The following is a 25,824-nucleotide window of genomic DNA, read 5'->3' as shown; positions in this document are numbered from 1 at the left end:
CTATGGATGACCTTTATCGCGAATTGATCATAGACCGGTATAAAAATCCGCATTTCAGGGGTGCTCTGGAACCGCACGATATTACGTTTGAGGATGATAACCCGTTATGCGGAGACCATATTCGCATTGACTTACGTGTCAATGGTGATAACAAGGTCAGCGAAGTTGCCTTTGATGGACATGGATGTGCTATCTCGCAAGCCTCAGCTGATTTGTTGGCAGAGAGCGTAATTGGCAAAACGCTTGACGAGGTCAAACAGATCAACAAGCAGGATATCTTGGACATGCTGGGTATCGAGCTCGGACCGGTGCGTTTAAAATGTGCGCTGCTGTCCTTAAAAGTACTCAAGGCAGGGGTTTACGGCCTGGGTGAAGCCAGTGACGACCTGGTTGACAACTAAGCATGTATAACTATAAGACGCTCGAGCAGGATAAGCTTGAGTTCATTCCAGTTGCGACTATCGAAGAATTAGGACAGGGACAGCGGTTATTCATCGAAATCGATGGCACACCTATCGTGATTTTCAATTTGGCGGGAAATTATTATGCCATTGCTGATGTGTGTTCACATGACGATGGCCCGGTCGGTGAAGGCACGCTGGAAGGTTATGAGATCACCTGCCCCAGGCACGGGGCTCGATTCGATATTCGGACGGGAAAAGTATTGGCACTTCCCGCATTTGTGGATATCCCGGCATACCCGGTGCGGATAAACGGTGACCAAATTGAGCTCGGTTTGCCAGCAGAGGAATAGATTATCAGCTTACCTGTCCAATCGCATAGAAGGTTGGAATAAATAATATCCTTTGACCAGCATCGCGAGAATGCTGGTCAATTTGTTTTAATTGGTCTGCCTGCTGGATAAAGGTTGAGTTATTGGATAGGTCTGAGCAGACTACGTCCCATTCAAGCCCAAATTCACTTTTCGGCTCAGTCTTCGCCCATTGGCCGCCCATTACGCCAGTTTCGATATTGATCAAGCCAGCTTCATGGAATAGTGCCCGTAGCTCCCGGCCGATAAAGGGATTGGCGCCTTGCTGCTGTAAGGCTTGCGTCTGCCAGGTGCCAAGCTGCACTAATTCGTTGGGGTAATCGATCCGGCCGCCGTAATCAGGCTCGGAAAGAGCGATAACGAATCCCATAGAACGGGTAACGCGAGACATTTCACACAATGCCTGACGAACATCCTTGAGCCATAAAAGCAAAAAATGGCATTGGGTGATATCAAAACTCTGGGAGGCAAACGGAATGGAACAGGCATCTCCCGCCACAAATCGGCTTGCTCGGGAGTATGATTGGGCAAAATCCAAGGCGCTTATGGCAATATCAAGGCCAACCGAGGGGGCCCTGAATCGGTTATCCAGCTCCTTCTCCAAAACTCCTGTGCCACAACCCACATCTAAAACCTTGGTGGAAGGTCGCATCCCTACCCGGGAATATAAGTAGGCGCGAAGGCTGGCACTCCATTGAGCCTGTTGCATGTACCTTTGGTGCCATTGTGCGATTGAGAAAACCATAGCCGAGATTTCTCCGTGTGAGAAAATACACCAAGGGATATTATAATGAATGAATCTGGTAAGTCATAGAAATGTCAGCGATAGAATTTTATGAATGCTTGAATCCCACCTGTAGATTACGCTTCCCTGTGGTTCAAGGGCAGTTAAAGAATAAGCGTTGCCCTTTGTGCCGGTCAAGCATGCAACTGGCGATATCTCTAGATAACCCGATCGCAGGAAACCCAAGGGTATCTTCGCTTGATGGTTGGTGGGTCGAAGCATTATTAGATAACGTGCGCAGCGCGTGGAATGTTGGTTCAATATTGCGGACCGCGGACGGTACCGGGATTAAAAAGCTGCACCTGTGCGGGATTACACCAACCCCAGAAAATCCCAGGGTCAGCAAGACTGCCTTGGGGGCGGAATTAAACCTCCCATGGGCGCAGGCGAATAACAGCCTGTTATTGGTAGATAGGTTGAAAGCAGAGGGATATCGGATTTGGGCATTGGAAGATACTCCCGAGGCTGTCCCTCTATATGAAATGGAATTATCGGTCCAACTGCAACCGCTTGTTCTAATCGTTGGCAATGAAGTATGCGGAGTAGACCCTGGTTTACTGTCTCTTTGCGACCAGGTGCTAGCTATTCCCATGCTGGGGAAAAAGCAATCATATAACGTGGCTGTGGCTTTTGGGATGGCGGCAAGTTTTTTGTTTTACCGCCACAGTTTATCCCACGGATCACGCAGGATATTTCCGTGCACCTGATTGACCCCCTGGGCTGGTAAAACATCCCCATCGGGTTCGATATATAACCATGCTTGTCCTGCGGCAGTTGGTACCTCATCTTCCTGCACCTCCAGGGCAATCGGGTTGAAGGCAGAATACGGTACTGGTAAATCCCAGATAAGTGTCATGCCCAATGAAGCTGCTTGATTACGGGAAGTCTCCAACAGGGCGTGTAAGGTTGAGTCGGCTGCGGTAAGCGAAATGGCTTTTACGCCTGCTTTCGCAATTTTCTCTAGAATCTGCTGAGTTGAATCCGCATTCTGAAGAGTCATCGTATGGTGGACAGCCACAAACAGGTCAGCGGATAGTGCGTTATTGAGTGCTTGCCACGATCTCTCATCATCGGGATTAAGAGATAACATCAAATGATCTAGCCCGGTCTGTAGGAGTTCTTGGAGGTAAGCATTATTCGACAGTATTAACCCATCACTCAATAACCCTACCACCTGGCCATTTGCTTCAGTGTGGGCGATTAATGCGGGTAAATCTTCTCGTAAGGTCGGCTCACCACCCGTAAGGATAATATGTGGGATCCCTACGGTCCATGCCTTATCGAAAATGCTGCACCACTCCTGGGTGGTCAGCTCCTGGTTAATGTGCCTGGGAGGGCGAAAAGAAGCTGTCATTGCACCTTCAGGTAATCGATACGTTAATGCACAATCCAGGCGGAAGGGTGCGGAGGTTTTTTGAGTATGTGGGGTAGTGCGTTCGAAATCAAGGAACATTTCTGGGTCGAGATCAGGAGTGTTGATCAGGGTATGGATACGTTCGTTAAGAGATTGATAATCCTGGAGAGCTTGCTGGCGATTTACCCGGTAGCGAGCGACGACTTCATCCGCAACCTGGTTTTCAGGGGTCTGAATAATCATGTGATAGGCAAGTTCCGCCGCAGTCTGATTAAGGTGCAGGATAGTCGATGCATTGACAATCAGCAGACCAGTCCCATCCGGCTCCAGGCGTAGGTGCAAGCGGTATGGGGTAGGGGCATCAGGCGGAGCCTGATAATGGTAAATCCCAGGAGGAAGAGGGGTTTCCTTGGTGAAGAGTCTCTTGATTGAATCAATTATGCTGGTCATTTTCTCCTCCTAAAACCGAATTTGCCTCGCCAGAAATGATTGCCAGGGGGCAGCCACCCCCACACTCTGATAACAATGAACAGGGTACACATTTCTCAGGGATGTCTTGACGTTCACGGAGCCGTATGGATAGTTTGTGGTTCCAAATATCCTTCCACTCGTTGGATAGGATATTACCCAGGGATTGATAATAGGACTGGCAGGGTATAACTGAACCATCGGGCTCGACACACATGTTATAAAGGGCCGCAGTGCAACCTTTTACGCCCAATTCAAACTGCATAGGATCAAAATGGCAATATTGGGTAGGCGTATACCAGATCAGGCGCTGTTGATGAATGTTGGTGCTCTCCCTGGCCAATTCAAGCAGGCTGTGGAGCTTGTTTTCAGCCAGGCCACTATCAACGGTTCGACCCCGACCAGAGTAGATCAAGGCATTCAAGCCAACCGTAGGAACTCCCAACTCTGCCAGGAATTCCAGCGTTTGGGATAATGTGGGGCTGTTCGTGGTGAGCATCGTGGTGTTGGTCATCACATAAAGAGGTGATTCCAGCACATTGCGGATCCCAGCCACAGTCTGTTTCCAGGCACCAGGCGAGTGGACCATGGAGTCATGGACCTCTGCAGAATGTGATTCGAGCGTGATCTGCACATGATCCAGGCCTGCTTCCACCAGCCGGTCAACATAATTTCGATCGGATAATCGCCTTCCATTCGTATTGATCCCTGTGATCTGGCCATTTTGTTCTGCATGAGCGATCAGCTCAGGTAGATCCTTACGCAGGGTAGGCTCTCCGCCGGTAAATACCACGTGGGGGATGCCAATCGCCCATAGCTTGTCGAGAACCTGGTGCCAGGTTCGAGTTGAAAGCTCTGGATAATCGCGGGGGCGAGCATTGTAGCAATGAGAGCAATCATTATTACAACGGTAGGTGATAGCCAGGTCCATGCGGTATGGAGCAGAAGGGCGGGTGGAGAAAGGTGCCGTGACCTCAAGGTCGAGCTCATGAATGGGGCAGGCACCATCCGGCCTGATCAGCTCATGCAATTTCTCGGCAGTTTGCGCATAGTCATTAACAATTGTTTCTTTACGGGCGTGATACAAATGAGCAAGAGAACGTGTGGCTGCTTGTTGAGGCGTGTCTTCCAGGATCAGGTAAGCCATTGAGGCTGCGGTGGGGTTGAGATGCATAATCCGGCTGGCATTCACGATCAATAAACCAGTACCATCCGGGTCAACACGTAAATGGATGCGGGATCTCTCACCATTATCCTGGCGATCATAATGGTATAGACCGGGTTGAGGAAGCCTATCGTTATACCCAACCCGGACCTGGATCTTCTTGATCAGGGAATTAAAGGCATTCACAAAAGATTACCTGAGAAATCCTAACGACCGCCACCAGCACAAGCACACGCACAACCAGCGCAAGCGCAAGCACAGGCGCAAGCACAACTGTGCCCACCACCTCCGCTGCTTCGGTAGGTACTTGTTGAAGGTTTTGGAGGCGGATTTGTGACCTGAGTAATGCTGGAGGTGAAATCAGTGATGCTGCCAACGGCTTTGGACGAGAAGGTTTGGACTCCGGCGGCCATCGAAGCAGCAAAATCCGCACCTGGGACACTATGGGATCCACCAGTTGAGATTGGTGCGCCGGCTGAAGTCCCAACCTTACCAAACGTAGGATCGTAATGGCCCCACCAGGTTGGGATGAAGACGGGTGTATGCCGAAATACATCTTCTGTTCGGTCATTGTAGTTCTTGTCCAGCATCGTCCATTCCATAACTTCTTCGTACTTCGCGCTTTTAACTTCAGGGGTCGCTGCAGCTTCCACCTGTTCCCAGGCACGCTTGGTTATGTCCTTGTAGTATGCTACTGTCTCCTGTCGGCTGAACCCCTTCATTTTTTCCGATACATTCCTGACCAGGCTTACCACCATATCACGCATCGCTTTTCGACGAACAACTGGGTCTTTGGTTTTGAAGGCTTCGAGAAAATCCTTTTCATAGGATTGGACACCTTCTGGCAATGGGTCGGAGACTTTAACTTCTAGCGGGTCGCGCGTGACCACCTCTGCTGCTTCCTTTTTGATTGTGCTAAACAGGATCATGGTCATGATCTTGTCCAGGGGTTCTTCCAATAAAATTGCTGCTTCTACTGCAGTCAATCCGCGCTTGATCCCATGACCCTCAATGGATATCTTGGGCGGCAGATATGATAACTTTCGATTCCGGCTGGATGATATACCGCTGACAACAATGGCGATGAAGCCGCCTATGCACAAGATAGGCAATAAGGCACTGCTTATAAAATTACTCAGCCCACTTGAACCCGACGGAGTTGTTGGTTCTATCTTTACGATGGCATCTGCAGGTACGTAACTCTTGGGGAAGGATGCACCGAACAAATAAAATGTGTGACCATTAGCATTTTGATTTTCCCATTCATATATAATTCGGCCTTCGCTATCCGTCGCTGTAACCGGCGTCTCGGGGAAACCTGACGGAGCGGGATGCCACTTGGGCTCTTCAGGTTTAACCCCGGGGGGCAGATGAAACGTAACGATCACATCGGTATTGCCATGGATCTTTCCACCGAAGTAATTCGGAGCAAAAACCGCACTGGCATAGCTGCTATCCTCGGTATCGGTATCAAGGACACCGGTAATATTGCTGACATGTGCTTGAAAAGTGCCAGATGAGCCAGGTGGAACCGAATACTGACCAAGGCCGATCGCCACACCGCAACAGCCTTCCCCTTGGAAACCTGACGTTGAAATATCATACACAGGGTTGCCGTTTATGGATGCGCTGATATCGTTAATTGAAAAATTGTTGTTCGGTAAACCAAGATCCACATACTCTATTGTTGGTCCGGAAGGATCGTTGGTAAAGATATAGGTATAGTCCAGTGAAAGTGTGCCGTCAGAATTCCAATAAACATCCACCGTTTCCTTAGGTAATGTGTAGGAATACGTCTGAGCAAGAGCCGGGGAGGATATCCACACTAACAGGCATAATAATAACGAGAAAGAAATAAAAAGTTTACGCATATAGCCTCCGGAAAACCTATTCCTATGTGAACCGGTCATGACACCTCAATAACAATTAATTTCACCATTTAGGTTCTTCTGTTAATTGATAGGTGCTGTGACAATACGGGCAGTTTACCACTGGTGCACCAGCAACCATGGTGATATTGTCCATGGTTAAAGACCCACCGCAAGATTTGCATTTCAAGGTATCCATTGATACATTGGCTGGTAGATCAACTTTATACGTGACGTTCTGTGTCGGGGCTCCCATTTTACCTCGGCCGGCAAGTGATATTAAATAGGCCCCTCCACCGATCAAGACGATACCAATGGCGGCCGAGACCAGGCCGATGGCCACCCAACCTGGTTGAGCATTAGCACTCGCACTACCCCAGATGAAGATGATACCGATGAACAGCGACACCACACCGATGAGGATTAGGAGCACTGCAGCAACATATGAAAGCGTTCTTCCTGTACTCATGTTCACCTCCAGACGTTAGTTTACATCTGTTCATGTATGCGGACAAGTGAATACGACCATTGATTACATGGATGTCTCTAATATACTACGTAATTCGTTAACTGTAAGTAGCACTGGATTGCCCTTCATACTGCTCGATTTTTGTGCTTTTTCAATGATTAGAGGAAATAGCTCCAGAGATAAGCCAAGTTTTGATAATGGTTGCACGCCAGCGTAGTCACAAAAATCACGCACCCAGGCGATACCATCATCGGCAAATGCAGCTGGATTGCCGGTGAGCAACCTGGCAATCCGGGTGTAGCGCTCAAGCACGGGGTTCTGTGAGTCGCGCTCGAGCAACGCCTGCATATTAGCTGACATAACCTCAGCTAATAAACTGGCACACACCGCACCGTGTGGAGCAGCGATTTCACCACCGATCGGCCCGGCGAAACCGTGCACAGCTCCCAGTCTGGAATTTGCCAGGGCAATTCCACTCATTAAAGTTGCTAATGACATATCCTGGCGTGCTTCAAGATCCTCACCATGCTCAAAAGCACGTTTAATTGCATGCGCGATTCTGCGAATCCCTTCGACGCAGACTGCATCCGTCAGCGGGTTAGGGCTATTGCTGGTATATGGCTCGATCAGTTGGGTGAGGGCATCCAATCCGGTGCTGGCGGTGATGAATGGTGGTAGAGATAGGGTGAGCTCTGGGTCAATGAGGGCAATACGTGGCAAAAGGTATTGGCTCCGCAGGCTTACTTTGACTCTATGGGTTGATGAACCTATGACGGCATTGCGGGTGACTTCGGTACCCGTGCCGGCTGTGGTAGGAATCGCTACCAATGGAATGGAAGGTAATTTAAGTGGAAGATTAAGGCCAATAACTTCTAAATAGTCACTAACATCACCTGGATTGGTCAATAAAGCTGAAACAGCCTTAGCGGTATCCAACGTGCTTCCACCTCCGATGGCAATCAGACCGTCGGGGAAAAATTGGCGTGCCATTTCTACAAGCTCTTGAATGGATGCAACCGTCGGTTCACCTTTGACAGCAAGGATCATGGTTTCCATCTGTTGGTCAGCCAGGAGCTTAACCAGGCGGTTCGATATATCCGGTGGTGCCCCATTAAAAACTAGGATGCGCGTCCCGAATTCTTCGATTAGGGCAGGAATGGTACTGATCCTGCCTGGGCCGAAGATGATGCGAGAAGCAGTGGTAAATTCGAACTGCATTTACCACTCAGCTTCAGGGGGGTACACGATATGGTAAGTATTACGAGCGCGGGGCTCCACCATCATGTCTGCCACACTATCGCGCCAACGCACATAATGGGCAGTGTCGCGATGTTTAGCGATATCGACTTCCGTCTTGTATATTTCAACGAGCACAAATCGGAATGAATCATCGGTTTGTTGATAAAAATCAAACCTGATCACTCCGGGCTCTTTCATGCTATTTCTGGCGTTATCGATCGTAGCTGCTTTAAATAGCTCCACAGACTCTGGTTTGACATGGATATTGATTATTGCAACGATCATTATTAACTCTCCATTGAAATACGATATCGATAGTATGAAAATAATTTCCGATGTTTTATTCTATCTGTTAAAACAGTCTTTCCTGATAGGGAAGATCCTGGCTCGGATCTATCAGGCCAGCCAGGAGCATAAACCTTTGGCAAGTTCCAGCTGCATATCCAGCATAATCGTTATTAAAAAAACCATAGACGACAGGAATTTGGGGGTAAAACTCCTGCATTGCCTGAAGCCACCAGTGTAATTGACCAGTTGTGTCTATTCGTTCATAAGAATGACCCTGATACATACCATTCACGCCAATCCAGCGGAGAAACATGAAATCGGTAGTGGGAATAATTTTCCGGGGAATCTTGGGAAAGTCTACCGCTACCCAACCAACTTGATGTCGCCTGAGCAGCTCGGTGGTTTTATCGTTATACCACGATGCATGACGAAATTCGACTGCATACCGGTAGGTGTGAGGCAGGGCCTCAAGAAAATTTTGCAGGATGGGATAGTTTTCCTGCCGAAAGCTAGGTGGAAGTTGGATCAGGATTGGCCCGAGTTTTTGCTTAATTGGCGAGAGGGCGTCTAAAAATTCAGCCATTATCCCCTCCGCGCCTTTTAATCGCAGCTCGTGGGTGACTGAACGAGGTGTCTTTGGGCAGAATTTAAAATCTAACGGGACAGTGTTGTTCCACCCTTCGACCGAGGCTCTGGGAGGAATTGAGTGAAAGGTTGTATCGAGCTCCAAAGCGTTGAATATTTTGCTGTAGTAAGGAAGATAATCGCGTGCGGTCGTGCCCGCTGGATAAAATGGGCCAACCCATTCCTTATAGCTGAATCCTATCGTTCCGAGATACCAGTGTTTCATCATGGAATGATTTGGTAAAATTGCTTAAGTTATCCTCGAAATCCAAACGAACACAAAGGTGATGATAGTGGAAACAGAAATCACAATATATGCTACCTGGTGGTGCGGTGATTGTTCACGAGTGCGTCGGTATTTTGACCGGAATGCTATTAGATACATCTGGATAGATGTCGATAAGGACCCGGCTGCTGAGCAATTTGTTATGGCCGCCAACCATGGGATGCGGAGTGTACCTACCATTGTATTTCCCGACGGTTCAATATTGGTTGAGCCAACTGAAAAAGAGCTTGACACTTGGTTCGAAAAGTCTTCCAGATAAAACAATTAACAGCAGTAATTAATACCAGTAGTTGATGAAAGCAAGGTTCACCCAAGCTTACCGGTGATATAGTCTTCGGAGAGCTGTTTTTCAGGGCGCGTGAACATAATATTAGTTGGTGAGAATTCAATTAATTCACCGAGCCAAAACAGCCCCGTGAAATCAGAAACTCGGGCGGCTTGTTGCATGTTGTGGGTAACGATCACAATCGTGTAGTCCTTCTTTAGCTCAGTAATCAATTCTTCAATATGCGTGGTTGCAATTGGATCTAGGGCTGATGCAGGTTCATCCATCAAGATAACCTCAGGCTGAACTGCCAGTAAACGGGCGATGCACAAGCGTTGCTGCTCGCCTAGAGAAAAACCCATTGCATTTTCATTGATGTGGTCTTTGACTTCGTCCCATAGAGCGGCCTGGCGTAAACTTCGCTCAACAATATTGTCAAGTTCTTTTTTATCCTTGGTGAGACCCACGACGCGAGGTCCGAAGGCCACGTTGTCATATACGGACTGTGGAAAAGGATTGGGTTTTTGGAAAACCATGCCCACTCGCTGGCGGAGATTGGCTAAATCCACATCTTGCGCATAGATATCTTTCCCATTGAGTAAAATTCGGCCTTCAACATGGGTGCCAGGGATGGTATCGTTCATCCGGTTGAGACAGCGCAAGAACGTCGATTTGCCACAGCCCGACGGACCAATCAAGGCTGTGATGAGGTTCGGCTGTACTTCCATATTAATCTGCTGTAGCGCTTTAACAGCCCCGTAGAAGAAGTCAAGATCGATGATGCTAAACACAGGTTCAGGATTACTCATACTTTAAAATTTTACTCGATAACTGGATTATTCGTCATCTCCTTGTTTGCACGAATTTATAAGCTATAATTTTCAAGATGAAAACAGGTACTTTATTATTGCTTTTTTTGCTCTTGTTTTCTGCTTGTAGCACGGGCGGTAAAGCCAATCCAGGTGGTCTAAGTAATGCTCAGGCATCCACGATCGTAAATAAAGGATCAGATACCCTGGTAAACCTGGCTTTGGCTTGGGCAGAAAAATACCATGAGCTGTACCCTGAGATTGAGATTTCCGTTACAGGTGGGGGTTCTGGGACGGGCATAGCTGCATTAATTAATGGGACAGTTGACCTTGCCAATGCCAGCCGGCAGATCAAAGCAGAAGAGGTCCAACAAGCGCAGGCAAATGGAGTAACACCCAAAGAATTCGTTGTTGCCAGGGATGCGATTGCGATCGTAGTGAACCCAACCAACCCGGTAAACGAACTAACCATCCAGCAGTTGTCGGATATTTATAGCGGAAAAATAAATAACTGGAAAGAGCTGGGAGGAGAAGACCGGGTGATCGTGCGCTTATCAAGGGAAACCAATTCAGGAACCCATGTGTTCTTTCTTGAGAACGTAGTCCGAATGGGCGATCCAAACAATAAAACCTTTTTTTCGCCTGATACGCTGCTACTGCCTTCTTCCGAAGGGATCACCGCTGAAACCAGGGATAACCCGAATGCAATTGGCTATGATGGGCTCGGATATGTTACCCCTGAAGTGAAAGTCGTTGCAGTTGGAAAAGATGCCTCAGGGCCTTTTGTAATGCCGTCTGCGGAGACGGTGAACAGCGGAAAGTATCCCATCGCTCGTGACCTATATATGTATACCAATGGAGAACCTACCGGCAAGGTGTTGGACTACATAAATTGGATCATGACTCCTGAAGCGCAGGCAATTGTTAAACAGTTGGGATTTGTCCCGATTAAATAACCTCATCGATTCATATGGAAAGAATGAACAAGACACAAAAACCAACGGAATTTATCCTGACTTTATTAATTAAGGTATCGGGTTATTCGGCAATCATCTTTGTCTTGATGATATTTTTCTTTTTATTGCGTGAAGGCTTACCGACTCTTCAAGAGGTTTCGATATCTAACCTGTTATCCACACGATGGTATCCGATCGAAGATTATTTTGGTTTACTACCCTTACTGGGCGGTTCGATCATAGTAACCATCGGAGCCGCGGTGATTGCCATACCGGTTGGCTTGTTTACCGCAGTATACATCGCTGAAGTTGCCCCGCGTAAGACGCGCGATTTCCTGAAGCCGATCGTTGAAGTATTAGGGGGCATCCCATCGGTGGTACTTGGTTTTCTGGGTATCATCATACTGGCCCCAAACCTCCGCCGTTTGCTGGACTTGCCAACCGGTCTCTCAGCATTGGCTGGATTTATATTACTCAGTGCAGTGGCTATACCCACGATCGTCTCTGTGGCTGAAGATGCTCTTGATTCGGTACCCAGGTCGTATCGGGATGCGGCACTTGCCCTGGGGGCTACCCAATGGCAGACCATCTGGCGGGTAACCTTACCAGCCGCGCGTAGCGGGGTGATCACCGGTGTCATGCTGGGAGTTGGGCGGGTTATCGGTGAGACGATGGCAGTGATGATGGTCACCGGGAATGCGCCAATTATGCCAATCCATCTGAACTCATTTATTAGTCCGGTAAGAACAATGACTGCCACCATTGCTGCTGAGATGGGTGAGGTAGCTACCGGAAGCACGCATTACCATGTGCTGTTCTTCATCGGGCTGGTTTTATTCGTGATATCGCTTGGCATCAATATAGCGGCGTCTTCGGCGATGTTCAAACAGCGCAAGCGTTCTGAACGGATATTATCCTAGGGAGATTTTAGTGTGATTGGGCGGATAGCCAAACTTTATAAAAATCCTGGATCTTCTGGAACGCGCCTATTCAAACAGAAGATTGGATTTGGCTTTTTATTACTCACCACGGTGCTCACGGTTATCCCGATTTGTGCCATTGTCATCTACATATTAATTAAAGGATTACCAGCCATCTCTTGGGAATTCTTAACCACATTTCCGTCTGATGGCGTCAAGCAAGGTGGGATCATGCCAGCGATTGTGGGCACAATTTTGCTCACGATTGGCACGGCGGTATTTTCGGTTCCACTGGGAATTGGGTCAGCAATTTACCTATCAGAGTATGCCCCCGATAACCGCTGGACGAGGATGATACGCATCTCGATCATCAATCTGGCAGGAATTCCTTCAGTGGTCTATGGACTCTTCGGATTGGGAATGTTCGTGATTTTCTTGAAATTCGGAACCAGCATTCTGGCAGGTTCGCTGACCTTATCCATCATGACCATACCGGTGATCATCAGCACGGCCGAAGAAGCTTTGAGAGCGGTGCCGCAATCCTTCAGAGTGGTAAGCATTTCGGTCGGTGCCACCAAATGGCAAACTATCCGCAGGATTGTCCTTCCTCAATCGCTGCCTGGGATTATGACGGGCGTGATCCTTGGTTTGGAACGCGCAGCTGGTGAAACTGCACCGATCCTGTTTACTGCGGCGGCTTTCTTCCTACCGAAATTACCTCAATCCGTATTTGATCCAACCATGGCGTTGCCATACCACTTATATGTGATATCCACGCAAGTACCAGGCATGCCTGTTCAAATTCAATATGGGACGGCTTTAGTGTTGATCGCTTTTGTGCTTGGGATGAACCTGATTGCAACGCTCATACGTTCCAGGGCACGTGCGCATAGGCAATGGTAGGTTGCAATGATGATCAAGATAAAGATTGAGCACTTGAATCTGATGTATTCTGATGGGAAGGAATCGCTGCGGGATATCAGTATCGATATCCCGGCAAACCAGATTACAGTGTTTTTCGGTCCAGCTGGTGGTGGAAAATCCTCGATCCTGCGCGTGTTCAACCGTTTGAATGACCTGGCGGACGTGAAGCTGTTAACGGGAAAAGTGCTGCTGGACAACGAGGATATCCTGGGGCCTAGGGTAGATGTGATCTCGTTACGCAGGCGGGTCGGTATGGTTTTCGCCCGTCCGGTTGTACTACCGATGAGTATCCGGGGTAATCTCACCTATGGCCTGGAAGTCGCTGGTGAAAAAAGCAGCAAAACGATGAATGAAGCTGTCGAAAGCAGCCTGAGACAGGCTGCCTTGTGGGATGAAGTCAAGGATCGCTTGGATGATCCAGCAATCGCCTTGTCGGGTGGCCAACAACAACGGCTGTGTCTTGCCCGCAGCCTGGTCTTGAAACCTGAAGTGATCCTGCTGGACGAACCGACATCTGGCCTGGATCCTATCTCAACCGGTAAAGTAGAAGCTTCATTGCAGGAACTTAAAAAAACGTATACAATCATCCTGGTTCCACACTCCATCCAGCAGGCAGCACGCGTGGCTGACCTCGCGATATTTTTTTTGCAAGGCGAAGTGATTGAACAAGGAATGGGGCAGGAATTGTTTGTCACCCCTAAAGACAAACGTACCGAAGATTACATCATGGGTAGATTTGGCTAATAACTCTGGTCATCAAGGTGTGCATTGGACACAACAACTGAAAAAACTGTTAGCCCAGAAACAATAATCGACCTGGACTCTCCGCGATTATTCATTAACCGCGAGCTCAGCGCACTTCAATTTCAGCACCGTGTTTTCGAAGAAGCTGTCGATGAAAATAACCCTCTTCTAGAACGGGTGAAGTTTCTCGCAATTGTTGGCTCAAACCTGGACGAGTTCTTCATGGTGAGAGTCGCTGGTTTAAAGAAACAAGTGGATGCGGGTGTGCTTGATCTACCTGCTGATGGATTGACCCCGGCGGAACAGCTGGCAGAAATCCGTAAGGTAGCAAGTTCTGCAATGAAGGAAGCATCATCATATTTCCGGACCAAGCTCATACCTGCTTTGAAGGATGCTGGCATCTTCATCCTGGATTATAAAGAGCTGAATAAACAGCAAAAAGAAAACATCGAAAACTACTACCGTGATGTGATATTCCCTGTGTTAACCCCGTTGGCTTTCGATCCAGGGCATCCTTTCCCGCATATATCAAACCTTTCATTAAATATGGCAGTGTTGCTTAAGGATAAAAAAGGAAATCAGCATTTCGCCAGGATTAAGGTTCCAAACACCTTACCTCGCCTGGTACCCATAAAACGCTCATCCGGAGGAGTGCGGAAGGATGGGACAGTTCCTTATCACCATTATTTTGTTTGGCTGGAGCAAGTTATCGCTACGAACCTGTCTTCGTTATTTCCGGGAATGGAGGTCGTTCAAGCTTACCCGTTCCGGGTAGTCCGAGATGCTGATATGGCAATCCAGGAATTGGAAGCGGCAGATTTGTTGGAGACCATGGAACAAACGGTTAGGCAACGACGCTTTGGAACTGTGATCATGATCACCATCAACGAGACAATGTCTGCACGTATCCAGGAGATTTTGATAGAAAACCTCGAGATCACCCGAAATGAGGTTTACACGATTGAAGGGCCGATGGGATACAGTGACCTATGGGCGCTGCATGCCATTGACCGCTACGATATCAAGGATCCGCCATTCAAGCCGGCTGTGCCAAGGCCGCTTAAGCACATTGATGGTGAAAACATATTTGCTGCAATTCGTGAGCATGACATCCTGCTGCACCATCCATATGACTCGTTCTCACCGGTGATTAAATTCTTGAAAACTGCAGCCAATGATCCGGATGTACTGGCGATCAAAATGACTCTCTACCGGGTTGGAAGCAAACCGCCCGTTGTGGATGCCTTACTCGAAGCAGCCGAGAATGGGAAGCAAGTGGCCGTATTGGTTGAACTTAAAGCTCGTTTTGATGAAGAGAGCAATATCGTCTGGGCCAGGATGCTTGAAAAAGAAGGAGTGCATGTGGTCTATGGCTTGCTGGGATTGAAAACCCACTCTAAAGTCGCGATGGTGATTCGCAAGGAAGGAGAAGGCATTACCAGGTACCTCCATCTGGCAACTGGGAATTACAATGCTATCACGGCCCAGATCTACGAAGATATCGGCATGTTCACCTGCGACCCACAAATGGGGGCCGATGCTACAGATCTATTTAATTACCTTACTGGATACTCCTCCAAAAAAGAATACTTAAAACTGTTGGTGGCTCCGATTAACTTGCGCAGCCAGATGACCGCCCTAATAAATCGAGAAATCGAGATTCAAAGAAACGGCGGACAGGGACACCTCATTTTCAAGATCAACTCACTTGTCGATAAGAAGATGATCCAGTTGCTTTATGTAGCTTCACAAGCCGGGGTAAAGGTTGATCTATTCGTACGAGGTATCTGCTGCTTGCGGCCAGGCTTGCCAGGGGTCAGTGATAATATTCAAGTCACTAGCATTGTGGGTAGGTTCCTTGAGCACAGCCGTATCTACTACTTTAAAAATGGCGGCAATGAGGAGATATATCTCGGCAGCGCTGATCTAATGCCGCGCAATATTGACCGCCGGGTTGAAGCGTTATTCCCGGTGCAGGACAAGGACATGATCCTGCATATCCGCGATAATATCTTGAAGATCTATTACCAGGACAATATCAAAGCCAGGAGGATGCTTGCAGATGGCTCTTATGTAAGGGTAAAGCCACAAGAAAATGACGAGCCTTTAAGCATCCAAAACTGGTTTATTACAAGCCGTCGGTAAAGAAAGCCGCGGCCAAAATACCAGGGCCTCCATGAGTGACGATTGCTGGGGGCACATCGAGAATTGGGATATTGGTGATATTCATTATCCCGCATAACGCATCGCGAAAATTAACCGCCAGTTCTGGTACAGCAGCATGCATCACGGATACAAACGCTTGCCCATTTCCGGCAGCCTGGGTTTTCACCAGCTCAATCATGCGGTTGAAGGCATGTTTCTGAGTCCGTTCTTTTTCGAATTGGTCAACGCGCCCATCCTTCAAAACAAGGATAGGTTTTATTTTGAGGACACTTCCCAAGAGCGCCGCAGCGCCACCAATCCTGCCACCTTTGGCCAAATACTCAAGAGTGTCCACCATGAAATAGACGCGGTTGCGAGGGATCATTTGCTCAATATTTCGCTCGATCATGTCTGCACCCACACCGGCTTCGTTCCACTCAGCAGCTAGCTCGATGAGTGTTGCAAGAGGGCTACCGATCGTGCGGGTATCAATGACGCGGATATCCGCTGTGGGGAATTCCAGAGCTGCTGTTTGGGCTGACCTGACGGTGCCACTTACCTCAGCAGATGGATGAATGCAAAAAATCGGTTCGTTTAATTGAACAAGTTGCTCAAATTCCTTTACAAAAAGTTCGGGAGGAGGGGCGGCGGTTTTCGGAAGAATTTTTGCTTCTTTAAGCATACGCATGAATTGTGCGTTGTTAATATCCACTCCCTCGTAAAATGACTTGTTTTCAAAGTTAATGATCTGAGGAATCACTGGAATATGATATTTTTCAGCATATTCCCTGGGAAGACCGGAAGTTGTATCGGTTATTATGTGAATCATTTGCATTTCTCCTCGATCTCAAGAATAACCTTCTTCAATATTTTATAGGAAAGCTTCACTTCGTGAATAACCTAGTCAAATCAAAAGATAATGTTACCGAACGATTATCATTCAGTAATATTTTATTTGAAAGAGCGCGATAACTAGACAAGATTGATTCTTTCAGGTATCATTTGACCGCTTTTATTCCTGAAATTTGAGGTATCCCTCCAATGGATTTTACATTAAATTTACTGAAAGAACTAACTGAAACTCCAGGAGTATCAGGCTACGAAACACCGATCCGTGCTATTGTACGGAAATATCTGGATGGCTATGGAGAGCTTAGCCAGGACAAGATTGGGAGCGTGATCTGCCGAAAACTCGGGGATGCTGAAAGACCTAGGATCATGCTGGCCGGTCATATGGACGAAATCGGTTTCATGGTCAAGCAAATTACACCTGAAGGATTCTTAAAATTCTTAACGCTCGGTGGTTGGTTTGACCAGGTCCTTTTAGGCCAGCGGGTTGTCGTTCAAACAAAGAAAGGTGATGTTGTTGGTGTAATCGGTGCGAAACCCCCTCATTTATTACCCGCCGATGAGCGGGAAAAAGTAGTCAAGCGTAAAGATATGTATATCGATATCGGGGCCACCAGTAAGGAAGATGTTGAGGCTGCGGGTGTACAGTTAGGTGATCCGGTCTCCCCCAGGGCTGATTTTGTCGAGCTAACCGGCGGGAAAACCTACCTGTCAAAAGCCTTCGATGACCGGGTTGGAACTGCCATGCTCATATCGGCTTTAAAAGAACTGCAGAATAAGCATCACCCCAACACGGTGTATGGCGTGGCAACCGTGATGGAGGAGGTTGGGATTCGCGGCGCAACCACCAGCGTACGAGCAGTTGACCCGGATGTAGCGATCGTCCTAGAGTCGGATATCGCTGGTGATATCCCAGGTATCAAACCAGATGAATCATCGCTCAAGCTTGGGCAAGGTCCAAGCATGGTGTTATATGACGTAAGGATGATCCCCAATATCCGCCTGAGGGACCTGGTAATTGAGGTTGCCAAACAGGTTGGGGTTCCTTTACAACTGTCAGCAATTGAAGGTGGTGCGACCGATGGCGCGGCCATACACCTGCATGGCATCGGGGTGCCAACCATCGTTCTCGGGGTGACCGCTCGCCATATTCATTCCCATAGCTCGATCATCCATCGCGATGACTACGATAATACGGTGAAGTTGTTATTGGCGCTCATTGACCGGTTGGATGCCAGCACGGTAGCATCCTTAACTGAGTAGCAATGCAGCCGGAGGGAGTAATGACAGACCTAATCAAGCAAATCACTGATGATCTTCAAAAGCAAATCGATTCCTACAAGCCTGAATTAGGCTTAAGTGACGTTGGGAATGTCGTCGAAGCGGGTGATGGTATTGCCCGCGTCCGCGGGCTGGTGGATGTCAAATCACAGGAACTGGTACAGTTTGCTAATGGGGTGATGGGAATCGCCTTCAACCTTGAGAAAGACAACGTAGGCGTCATCATCATGGGCGAATACTCTGAAATCGCGGAAGGGATGTTAGTACGCGCTACGGGTAGAATCGCATCTGTTCCGGTTGGGGATGGCATGGTAGGCCGGGTAGTGAATGCCCTGGGTATCCCTGTCGATGGAAAGGGGCCGATCAAATCGAACAGCTTCCGACCAATCGAACGTATTGCACCAGGCGTGGTACAGCGTAAAGACGTGGATTCACCCGTACAAACTGGGCTTAAAGCGATTGACTCGATGATCCCCTTGGGGCGAGGCCAGCGTGAATTGATCATTGGCGACCGCCAGACAGGAAAAACTGCCCTGGCACTTGACACGATCATTAACCAGAAAGGCAAGGAGCTTTTCTGCATCTATGTCGCCATCGGGCAGAAAAAAGCAGCCATTGCTCGCACCGTAGCCACCCTGGAGCGCTATGGTGCCATGGAATACACAACCGTGGTTGTTGCTGCTGCTGATGAGCCTGCCGCCCTTCAATACATCGCCCCGTATGCAGGTTGTGCCATTGGGGAAGAGTTCATGGAAACCGGGCGTGACGCGCTCTGCATCTACGATGACCTTTCGAAGCATGCCTGGGCATACCGCCAGGTATCACTGCTGCTGCGTAGACCGCCTGGGCGTGAAGCTTACCCTGGCGATGTGTTTTACTTGCACTCTCGCTTGTTAGAACGGGCGGCACGGCTTGCTGACCAGTATGTAATTGTGAAGCAAGACTATGTTGGGAATGTCGCCGAAAAGAACGATGGTCTGGATGGTGAGGTGTTTGGTGGACCGTTAGCCAGGCAGTACGTAGCTGAAGCTATTAAAAAGCTGGATAATCCGGATGGTTATAAAGCTGTAAGGCTCAGCGGTACCGGTGGTTCACTCACTGCCCTACCGATTATTGAGACTCTGCTCGGCGATGTGTCTGCATACATTCCAACCAACGTGATCTCGATCACCGATGGGCAGATCTACCTGGAAGGCAACCTGTTCTATGCTGGTATCCGGCCAGCTGTGAACGTAGGTCTTTCAGTATCACGCGTGGGAGGCGATGCCCAAACACGTGCGTTCCGCCAGGTGGCTGGTCGATTGCGACTGGATATGGCTGCTTTCCGCGAGCTGGCCGCTTTTGCTCAGTTCGGCTCCGATTTGGACAAAGCTACCCAGGCTCAGCTCAATCGTGGTCAGCACCTCCAGGAGATTTTGAAGCAACCGCAATACCAACCTTTATCATTGGAAGATCAGATCATCGAAATTTTCGCTGGCACACGCGGTTTTGCTGATAACGTACCCTTAGATCAAATGCGCAGGTGGGAGACCTCTCTGCTGCGCTATATGGCGACTTCACATCCGGAGATCGGCAAGTCGATCACCGAAGAAAAGAAGATCACACCTGAAACTGAAGCTAAGCTCACTGAAGCTTTAACGACATTTACATCAACCTGGCAATAGCTTTATTGGATGAGGATAAATGGCAAACGCTAGGGAAGTCAGACTTCGCATACGCAGCGTCAAGAATATTGCCCAGGTAACTCGGGCTCTACAAGCAGTGAGTGCCAGCAATGTGCGCAAGGCGATGGCGGCTATGCTACGCACCAGGCCGTACGCCACCAAAGCCTGGCAGGTTTTGACCCATATTGCCGGTCAGCCTGGCCGAGCTACTTTGCATCCCTTGCTTACGCCAAGAGCTGAAGACCGAACCGAACTGGTTGTTTTAATAGCCGGAGATCGTGGTCTGGCAGGCGCATACAACTCAAATATTGTCCGCTTTGTATTGAGTAAATTTAATTCCAAGGAAACACCTGTAAATTACATTTGCGTTGGCCGTAAAGGCCGGGATATGATGATGCGCAGGCGGAAGCGCGTGATTGCTGAATTCAGCCATTTGCCAGCCGCACCGTCGTTCTCAGATGTTTCAGCGATTGGACGACTGGCCGTGGATGAGTTTCTGAGTGGAAAGGCTGACCGGGTATATCTGGTATATACCGACTTTATCAATATGGTCTTGCAGGTTCCAACGATCAAGCAGCTGCTCCCACTGGAGATTGGCGGTGGAGAAGGCCGGGTCGTTGCTTTCGAGCAAACCAAAAAAGCTGCTGCGGCTTACATTTATGAACCCAATGAGGAAGAAATTCTCGATGAAATCGTGCCACGATTCACCGCACTGCAGGTCTACCAGGCGATCATGGAATCCCTGGCAAGCGAGCATGCCGCCAGAATGGTGGCAATGAAGAATGCGACTGACAGTGCCACCGAGCTGGCTAGTGCTCTTCAGCTCGAATACAACAAAGCCCGACAGCAAGGTATCACAGGTGAAATCCTTGATATTGTCGGTGGTGTAGAGGCTTTGGCAATAAAATGATGTTATTATGTTTATCAGGAGGTACGCATGGCTCGATTGACCGGCCAGGTTGTGCAGGTAATGGGTGGTGTAGTAGATGTTGAATTTCCGATTGGGCAACTACCGGATGTGTATGATGCCCTGGAAGTGACACGCGAAGGACAGCTACCGCTGATCCTCGAAGTTGAAAAACACCTGGGGAATAACTGGGTGCGCTGTGTCGCGATGGACTCGACGGATGGCTTGCAGAGAAATTTACCTGTGAATGCTTTGGGTGCACCGATCAAAGTGCCGGTGGGACCAGCTACCCTCGGCCGGGTCTTTAATGTATTAGGACGCCCTGTGGACGGAGGTTCGGAGGTTACCGCTGAGCTATATTACCCAATCCATCGGCCTGCTCCAAAATTTGAAGATCAGTCCACGCGGGTGGAAGTGTTCGAAACAGGTATTAAAGTCATTGATTTAATTGCCCCGTTCACCCGGGGTGGTAAAACGGGCATCTTTGGTGGTGCGGGTGTGGGCAAGACGGTAATCATCACAGAGCTGATCCGCTCAATCGCCACGGTCCACCAGGGAAACTCAGTCTTTGCTGGGGTAGGTGAACGAACGCGTGAGGGGACTCAACTCTACCGTGAAATGATCGAATCGGGCGTGATGAAGGATACCGTCATGGTTTATGGTCAGATGAATGAACCTCCAGGTGTGAGGTTACGCGTGGCCCTTGCAGCCCTATCGATGGCTGAATACTTCCGTGATGAAGGACGTGATGTATTGCTCTTCATTGATAACATCTTCCGGTTCAGCATGTCAGGCTCAGAAGTATCGGCGCTGCTGGGTCGCATGCCGTCTGCAGTAGGTTACCAACCAACTTTGGCCACCGAAATGGGTGAGCTGCAGGAGCGCATCACATCAACACGTCACGGGTCGATCACTTCCATGCAGGCTGTATACGTACCTGCCGATGATTACTCCGATCCGGCACCCGTGGCGACCTTCACCCACCTGGACGCCACGATTGCCCTGGAGCGTTCGATCGTTGAAAAGGGTATTTACCCGGCGGTCGATCCTCTGACCTCTACCTCGCGCATCCTCGACCCACTCATCGTGGGTGAGGAGCATTACAATACGGCTCGTGAAGTCCAGCGCGTGCTACAGCGTTATAAGGACTTGCAAGACATCATTGCCATTCTTGGTGTCGATGAATTGAGTGAAGATGACAAGCTGATCGTGTCAAGGGCGCGAAAGATAGAACGCTTCTTCTCGCAGCCATTTTACGTTGCCACCGTATTCACCGGGCGAGAAGGCCGATACGTCCCATTGCGCGAGACGGTGCGCGGGTTCAGGGAGATCCTTGAAGGGAAGCATGATGATCTTCCGGAACAGGCATTCATGATGGTTGGAGGAATCGATGAAGTTGTCGAGCAGGCCAACCAGCTAGCGAAAACTGCCTAAAGGCTGGCAGTAGAAGGCTAACCATGTCCATTCGGTGTGAAATCGTATCACAAGACCGCCAGGTGTTTGCTGGTGAGGCTGATATGGTGATCGTCCCTGGCATCCAGGGAGAGATGGGTATCCTACCCAACCATGCACCGCTGTTATCGACATTAAAATTCGGCATTTTACGTGTCCGCTATCAAGGCCAGGAGCAAATCTTCACGGTTGCAGGTGGGGTCATCGAAGTTCAACCTGACCTGATCACAGTGATGGCAGACGCGGCTGAGAATGTGCAGGAGATTGACATCAACCGGGCTGAAGCGGCAAAGAGGCGCGCTGAGGAATACCTCAAGCAAGGCTTACCTGCGGATAGTGACGCCTACCTGAAGATCGAATCTGCTCTAAGGCGGTCCAACCTACGCTTGCAGGCGGTGAAGCGCTATCGTGGACAGCGTACCAGGTTTCCTGGTACCAGCGAAGAACCACCTAAATAAAAATGCCGATATTTTCGAAAGACCTCGGAATTGATCTCGGTACAAATAACACGCGGGCTGCCGAAGGTGGGCAAATGCTGCTTGACGAGCCGACTGTCGCAGCGATCATCATTTCTGAACAGAAAATGGTCTCATGGGGCAAAGAAGCCCAGGATATGCTTGGGCGGGTACCCGATACGATTGAAGTTAACCGGCCCTTGCGAAACGGAGTAATTGCCGATTACGAAGTAGCCGAGTATATCTTGCGAGATATCCTACGTAAACTGGGTGGGCCATTGCAATTCTTCCGGCCGCAGGTGATGATCACCGTTCCGAATGGTATCACGAGCGTCGAACGCCGAGCTGTTCATGAAGCAGCACTACAGGCAGGCAGCCGTGATGTAGCCTTGATCCAGCAACCCCTTGCTGCTGCAATTGGGATTGATCTACCCATCGGGACACCTTCAGGAAACCTGATCTTGTGTCTGGGGGGAGGCACAACCCAGGTGGCAGTAATTGCCATGTATGGGATCGTCACCGGTGAGACATTACGGGCCGGTGGGACATCACTGGATGAAGCCATTGTGAGTTATGTTCGCAAGAAATACGGCCTGATTATTGGACAGATCACTGCCGAACAGGTGAAGATCAAAATCGGGGCTGCTGTACCTCAGGATGAAGAACAAAGTGTGGAAATCCAGGGGCAGGATCAGGTAAGCGGCTTACCCAGGCCGATTACATTGACAACCGGAGAGATCATTGACGCAGTTGAAGAGCCACTGCATGCTATCGTTGAAACTGCCAGGCATGTGTTGGAAAAAACACCCCCAGAGCTGGTTTCAGATATTATCGACCGGGGCATTGCCTTGTGCGGTGGTGCGGCATTATTGCGTGGGATCGATAAGCTGTTCACCAAGGAGTTGGGTGTGCCGGCTTATCTGGTAGATAACCCAACCACGTGCATCGTACTTGGAGCTGCACGAGCAATTAAAATGCACGATATGCTCAGGCGAAACTTGATCACTGTTTAATATATTAAAAATATCCAGGTGAGCTAATCTGATTAGGTATTGAGCAGCTCACCTTTTTTATTTAATCCAGATAATAGGTCATGCGTTGCAGGTGCAATACAGGATCAATGTATTGAACATGCACTTCAGGTGGCACTGAGATATTAATCGGCGCATAATTAAGGATGGCTTTCACCCCAGCCTCGACCAATTGGTTGGTTACCTGTTGAGCATAGTCTACCGGGACGGATAACATGGCAACTTGCACCCCTGATAGCTTGATCCTGGAAACCATATCGGAAATATCCTCGATGACAAAGCCTCCGACCTCTGTCCCGATCTTTTGAGGATCATTGTCGAATAAAAGTGCAACTCGGAAACCTCGATTGGAAAAGCCCTGGTACCGCGCCAGGGCATGGCCCACATCACCAATGCCCACCACAGCTACATCCCATACTTTATTGACGCACAGGATCTTGCGCAGCTGGTCAGTGAGGTAATCGATGTTGTATCCGGTGCCTTGTTTGCCAAACTCACCGAACTGAGATAGATCTTTGCGGATTTGGGCTGCAGAAATGCCCAGCTTTTCTCCAAGCTCCTGCGATGAAGTTACCCGGCGGCCTTCCTGGCTCATCAGCTGTAAGGTTCTAAGATAGAGTGGTAACCGGCCAACAACGATATTCGGAACAAATTTGTCTGCCATCGCTCCTCCTGTTTGGGCGGAATAGGTATTACTCTACCACAGTTTTAACTATAGTGCAATTCCCCACAATGAAGATACAACCATTAAACTAGTATTGGACAAAAATAGCACAATCAAAAGGAGCGATATTTGAGAATGGTATAATCCTACGCGAAGCACATAGAAGCAGGCAATCCAATCATGTTTATTGATGAAGCAGAAATTTACGTAAAATCGGGTAAGGGTGGGGATGGCTCGGTCCATTTCCGCCGTGAAAAGTATATTCCTCGCGGCGGTCCTGATGGTGGCGATGGAGGCAGAGGTGGTGATGTAATTTTCAAGGTATCGCCAATCTTGAATACCCTGCAGGAATTCCAGCACCAGCATCGCTTTATTGCTCCGGATGGTAAACCAGGTGCGAAGAGCAACCGGACTGGGCATTCAGCCGAACACCTGGTTATTACAGTTCCACCAGGGACGATCATCTACAATGTCGATGATGGAAAGTTGATTGCAGACCTTGTGGATGCTGATCAGGAAGTCGTGCTATGCAAAGGGGGCAGAGGTGGGCGAGGCAATGCCCGTTTTGCCAACTCGCGCGACCAGGCTCCACGAATGGCTGAAAAAGGTGCACCGGGGGAGGAACGTAACCTGCGCTTGGAGCTGCGCTTGATCGCTGATGTGGGGATCATTGGTGTGCCGAATGCAGGTAAATCCACACTGCTAGCAGCTATTACCAACGCTAAACCGAAGATCGCTGATTACCCTTTCACGACGATCGAGCCCAATTTAGGTGTGGCTGTGCTTGACGGTGAACGAACGTTGATCCTAGCGGATATCCCTGGCCTGATCGAGGGGGCACACATGGGGACTGGGCTGGGCTTTGAGTTTTTACGGCACATACAACGGACACGTGTCTTGATTCACCTGCTGGATGGTCTGGCGGAAGACCCACTTCTTGACTATGCCCAAATAAACTCAGAGCTTGCTCTGTTTGACCCCGACCTGGCGAAAAAACCACAGGTGGTGGCGTTGAATAAGTCGGACTTGCCGGATGTCCAGGCTCGCTGGGAGAGCTTCCAACGGAAATTAAAGAAAAAAGATATCTCAGTGATGGCAGTCTCTGCTGCGACAGGAACCAATGTAAAACAAATGCTATCCAAAGCATATGACCTGCTGCGTGAGGCCCCGGTTATTATCCCGGAAGAGAGCCTACCGGTTTACTCGCCTGTAGCGGATCCGAGAAGATATGAAATTAAACGCATCTCGGATGGATGGCGTATCAGTGGACCTGCGATCGAGAGAGCTGCTGCTATGACATATTGGGACAATGATGCTTCAATCAGGCGATTCCAGCGTATTTTGCAAGCCTTGGGGATCGATAAAGACTTGCGAAAAGCCGGCGTCAAGGAAGGTGACATGGTTAGCATCAGTGATTATGTGCTGGAGTGGATGGATTAAT

At 49.0% G+C, this 25,824-nt stretch carries 26 protein-coding genes and 1 pseudogene; 16 read left to right on the top strand and 11 right to left on the bottom strand.

Translation table 11 applies throughout. The features are described 5' to 3' along the window. The first annotated feature begins 2 nt into the window (after positions 1-2). Positions 3-401, top strand: a complete 399-nt coding sequence (locus C3F13_15420) for an SUF system NifU family Fe-S cluster assembly protein (GenBank protein PWB50895.1) — start codon at positions 3-5, stop codon at positions 399-401. Between the two features lie 2 nt (positions 402-403). Continuing rightward, the gene (locus C3F13_15415) at positions 404-754 is read left to right on the top strand and encodes a biphenyl 2,3-dioxygenase (GenBank protein ID PWB50894.1); all 351 of its coding nucleotides are present in this window, start codon (positions 404-406) and stop codon (positions 752-754) included. A gap of 4 nt (positions 755-758) precedes the next feature. Here C3F13_15415 and C3F13_15410 read toward each other — a convergent pair whose 3' ends face one another. After that, a complete protein-coding gene (locus tag C3F13_15410; protein ID PWB50893.1) occupies positions 759-1,517 on the bottom strand; it encodes a hypothetical protein in 759 nt (252 codons plus the stop codon). Between the two features lie 71 nt (positions 1,518-1,588). On the opposite strand from C3F13_15410, the gene C3F13_15405 reads away from it, so the two are divergent. Next, positions 1,589-2,263 carry an rRNA methyltransferase gene (locus C3F13_15405; GenBank protein ID PWB50892.1) on the top strand — a complete coding sequence of 225 codons (675 nt, stop codon included), beginning with the start codon at positions 1,589-1,591 and terminating at the stop codon, positions 2,261-2,263. On the opposite strand, the gene C3F13_15400 is transcribed toward C3F13_15405, so the two are convergent. The 7 genes and pseudogenes from C3F13_15400 to C3F13_15370 form a co-directional block, all read right to left on the bottom strand. Beyond that, a complete protein-coding gene (locus tag C3F13_15400) occupies positions 2,212-3,360 on the bottom strand; it encodes a hypothetical protein (protein PWB50891.1) in 1,149 nt (382 codons plus the stop codon). The genes C3F13_15405 and C3F13_15400 overlap by 52 nt on opposite strands. After that, positions 3,344-4,729: a radical SAM protein gene (locus C3F13_15395; protein PWB50890.1), complete on the bottom strand. Its 1,386-nt coding sequence runs from the start codon at positions 4,727-4,729 to the stop codon at positions 3,344-3,346. Before C3F13_15395 ends, C3F13_15400 begins: the two co-directional genes overlap by 17 nt. A 20-nt stretch (positions 4,730-4,749) precedes the next feature. Continuing rightward, positions 4,750-4,830: pseudogene (locus C3F13_15390) on the bottom strand (streptolysin S family bacteriocin). Positions 4,831-6,475: 1,645 nt separating this feature from the next. Then, a complete protein-coding gene (locus tag C3F13_15385) occupies positions 6,476-6,880 on the bottom strand; it encodes a hypothetical protein (protein ID PWB50889.1) in 405 nt (134 codons plus the stop codon). A 63-nt stretch (positions 6,881-6,943) separates the two neighbouring features. Beyond that, complete coding sequence (locus C3F13_15380; GenBank protein ID PWB50888.1) at positions 6,944-8,098, bottom strand: alcohol dehydrogenase; 1,155 nt, start codon at positions 8,096-8,098, stop codon at positions 6,944-6,946. Continuing rightward, positions 8,099-8,404, bottom strand: coding sequence for an antibiotic biosynthesis monooxygenase (locus tag C3F13_15375; protein ID PWB50887.1), 306 nt, complete (start codon positions 8,402-8,404; stop codon positions 8,099-8,101). Between the two features lie 67 nt (positions 8,405-8,471). After that, positions 8,472-9,260, bottom strand: coding sequence for a hypothetical protein (locus tag C3F13_15370; protein ID PWB50886.1), 789 nt, complete (start codon positions 9,258-9,260; stop codon positions 8,472-8,474). Positions 9,261-9,318: 58 nt separating this feature from the next. On the opposite strand from C3F13_15370, the gene C3F13_15365 reads away from it, so the two are divergent. After that, positions 9,319-9,576, top strand: coding sequence for an NrdH-redoxin (locus C3F13_15365; GenBank protein PWB50885.1), 258 nt, complete (start codon positions 9,319-9,321; stop codon positions 9,574-9,576). A gap of 47 nt (positions 9,577-9,623) precedes the next feature. Here the strand turns inward: C3F13_15365 and pstB (C3F13_15360) are convergent, their stop codons facing one another. Continuing rightward, a complete protein-coding gene (pstB, locus tag C3F13_15360; protein ID PWB50884.1) occupies positions 9,624-10,391 on the bottom strand; it encodes a phosphate ABC transporter ATP-binding protein in 768 nt (255 codons plus the stop codon). Positions 10,392-10,468: 77 nt separating this feature from the next. On the opposite strand from pstB (C3F13_15360), the gene C3F13_15355 reads away from it, so the two are divergent. The 5 genes from C3F13_15355 (at position 10,469) to ppk1 (ending at position 16,080) form a co-directional block, all read left to right on the top strand. Then, entirely contained in the window at positions 10,469-11,347 is an 879-nt protein-coding gene (locus C3F13_15355) for a phosphate-binding protein (protein PWB50883.1), read from the top strand. 23 nt (positions 11,348-11,370) lie between these two features. Further along, positions 11,371-12,267 (top strand): phosphate ABC transporter permease subunit PstC, encoded by an 897-nt coding sequence (gene pstC, locus C3F13_15350; GenBank protein ID PWB50882.1) that lies wholly within the window; start codon positions 11,371-11,373, stop codon positions 12,265-12,267. A gap of 81 nt (positions 12,268-12,348) precedes the next feature. After that, positions 12,349-13,170 (top strand): phosphate ABC transporter, permease protein PstA, encoded by an 822-nt coding sequence (gene pstA / locus C3F13_15345; protein ID PWB50987.1) that lies wholly within the window; start codon positions 12,349-12,351, stop codon positions 13,168-13,170. Between the two features lie 9 nt (positions 13,171-13,179). Then, entirely contained in the window at positions 13,180-13,935 is a 756-nt protein-coding gene (pstB, locus tag C3F13_15340; GenBank protein PWB50881.1) for a phosphate ABC transporter ATP-binding protein, read from the top strand. Positions 13,936-13,959: 24 nt separating this feature from the next. Continuing rightward, positions 13,960-16,080: a polyphosphate kinase 1 gene (gene ppk1 / locus C3F13_15335; GenBank protein ID PWB50880.1), complete on the top strand. Its 2,121-nt coding sequence runs from the start codon at positions 13,960-13,962 to the stop codon at positions 16,078-16,080. Here ppk1 and C3F13_15330 read toward each other — a convergent pair. Next, positions 16,064-16,915, bottom strand: coding sequence for a hypothetical protein (locus C3F13_15330; GenBank protein ID PWB50879.1), 852 nt, complete (start codon positions 16,913-16,915; stop codon positions 16,064-16,066). The genes ppk1 and C3F13_15330 overlap by 17 nt on opposite strands. Positions 16,916-17,121: 206 nt before the next feature. On the opposite strand from C3F13_15330, the gene C3F13_15325 reads away from it, so the two are divergent. The 6 genes from C3F13_15325 to C3F13_15300 are packed head-to-tail and all read left to right on the top strand — an operon-like array spanning position 17,122 to position 23,701. Next, the gene (locus tag C3F13_15325) at positions 17,122-18,192 is read left to right on the top strand and encodes a peptidase M28 (GenBank protein ID PWB50878.1); all 1,071 of its coding nucleotides are present in this window, start codon (positions 17,122-17,124) and stop codon (positions 18,190-18,192) included. Positions 18,193-18,212: 20 nt separating this feature from the next. Beyond that, positions 18,213-19,874, top strand: a complete 1,662-nt coding sequence (locus C3F13_15320; protein PWB50877.1) for a F0F1 ATP synthase subunit alpha — start codon at positions 18,213-18,215, stop codon at positions 19,872-19,874. A gap of 19 nt (positions 19,875-19,893) precedes the next feature. Further along, on the top strand, positions 19,894-20,784 hold the full coding sequence (atpG, locus tag C3F13_15315) for an ATP synthase F1 subunit gamma (GenBank protein ID PWB50876.1): 891 nt from the start codon (positions 19,894-19,896) through the stop codon (positions 20,782-20,784). Positions 20,785-20,811: 27 nt separating this feature from the next. Further along, the gene (gene atpD / locus C3F13_15310) at positions 20,812-22,215 is read left to right on the top strand and encodes a F0F1 ATP synthase subunit beta (protein ID PWB50875.1); all 1,404 of its coding nucleotides are present in this window, start codon (positions 20,812-20,814) and stop codon (positions 22,213-22,215) included. A gap of 23 nt (positions 22,216-22,238) precedes the next feature. Beyond that, on the top strand, positions 22,239-22,691 hold the full coding sequence (atpC, locus tag C3F13_15305) for a F0F1 ATP synthase subunit epsilon (GenBank protein PWB50874.1): 453 nt from the start codon (positions 22,239-22,241) through the stop codon (positions 22,689-22,691). Between the two features lie 2 nt (positions 22,692-22,693). Then, positions 22,694-23,701 carry a rod shape-determining protein gene (locus C3F13_15300; protein PWB50873.1) on the top strand — a complete coding sequence of 336 codons (1,008 nt, stop codon included), beginning with the start codon at positions 22,694-22,696 and terminating at the stop codon, positions 23,699-23,701. Between the two features lie 61 nt (positions 23,702-23,762). Here C3F13_15300 and C3F13_15295 read toward each other — a convergent pair whose 3' ends face one another. After that, positions 23,763-24,383, bottom strand: a complete 621-nt coding sequence (locus tag C3F13_15295; GenBank protein PWB50872.1) for a redox-sensing transcriptional repressor Rex — start codon at positions 24,381-24,383, stop codon at positions 23,763-23,765. A gap of 180 nt (positions 24,384-24,563) precedes the next feature. Here C3F13_15295 and C3F13_15290 point away from each other — a divergent pair, with 180 nt between their 5' ends. Beyond that, complete coding sequence (locus C3F13_15290) at positions 24,564-25,823, top strand: GTPase ObgE (GenBank protein ID PWB50871.1); 1,260 nt, start codon at positions 24,564-24,566, stop codon at positions 25,821-25,823. The last annotated feature ends 1 nt before the right edge of the window (position 25,824 follow it).

It is taken from the genome of Anaerolineales bacterium, from assembly GCA_003105035.1.
Lineage (GTDB): Bacteria > Chloroflexota > Anaerolineae > Anaerolineales > UBA4823 > FEB-25.
Note: the sequence above shows the minus strand (reverse complement) of the source record. Positions and strands in the feature narration are given on the sequence as shown.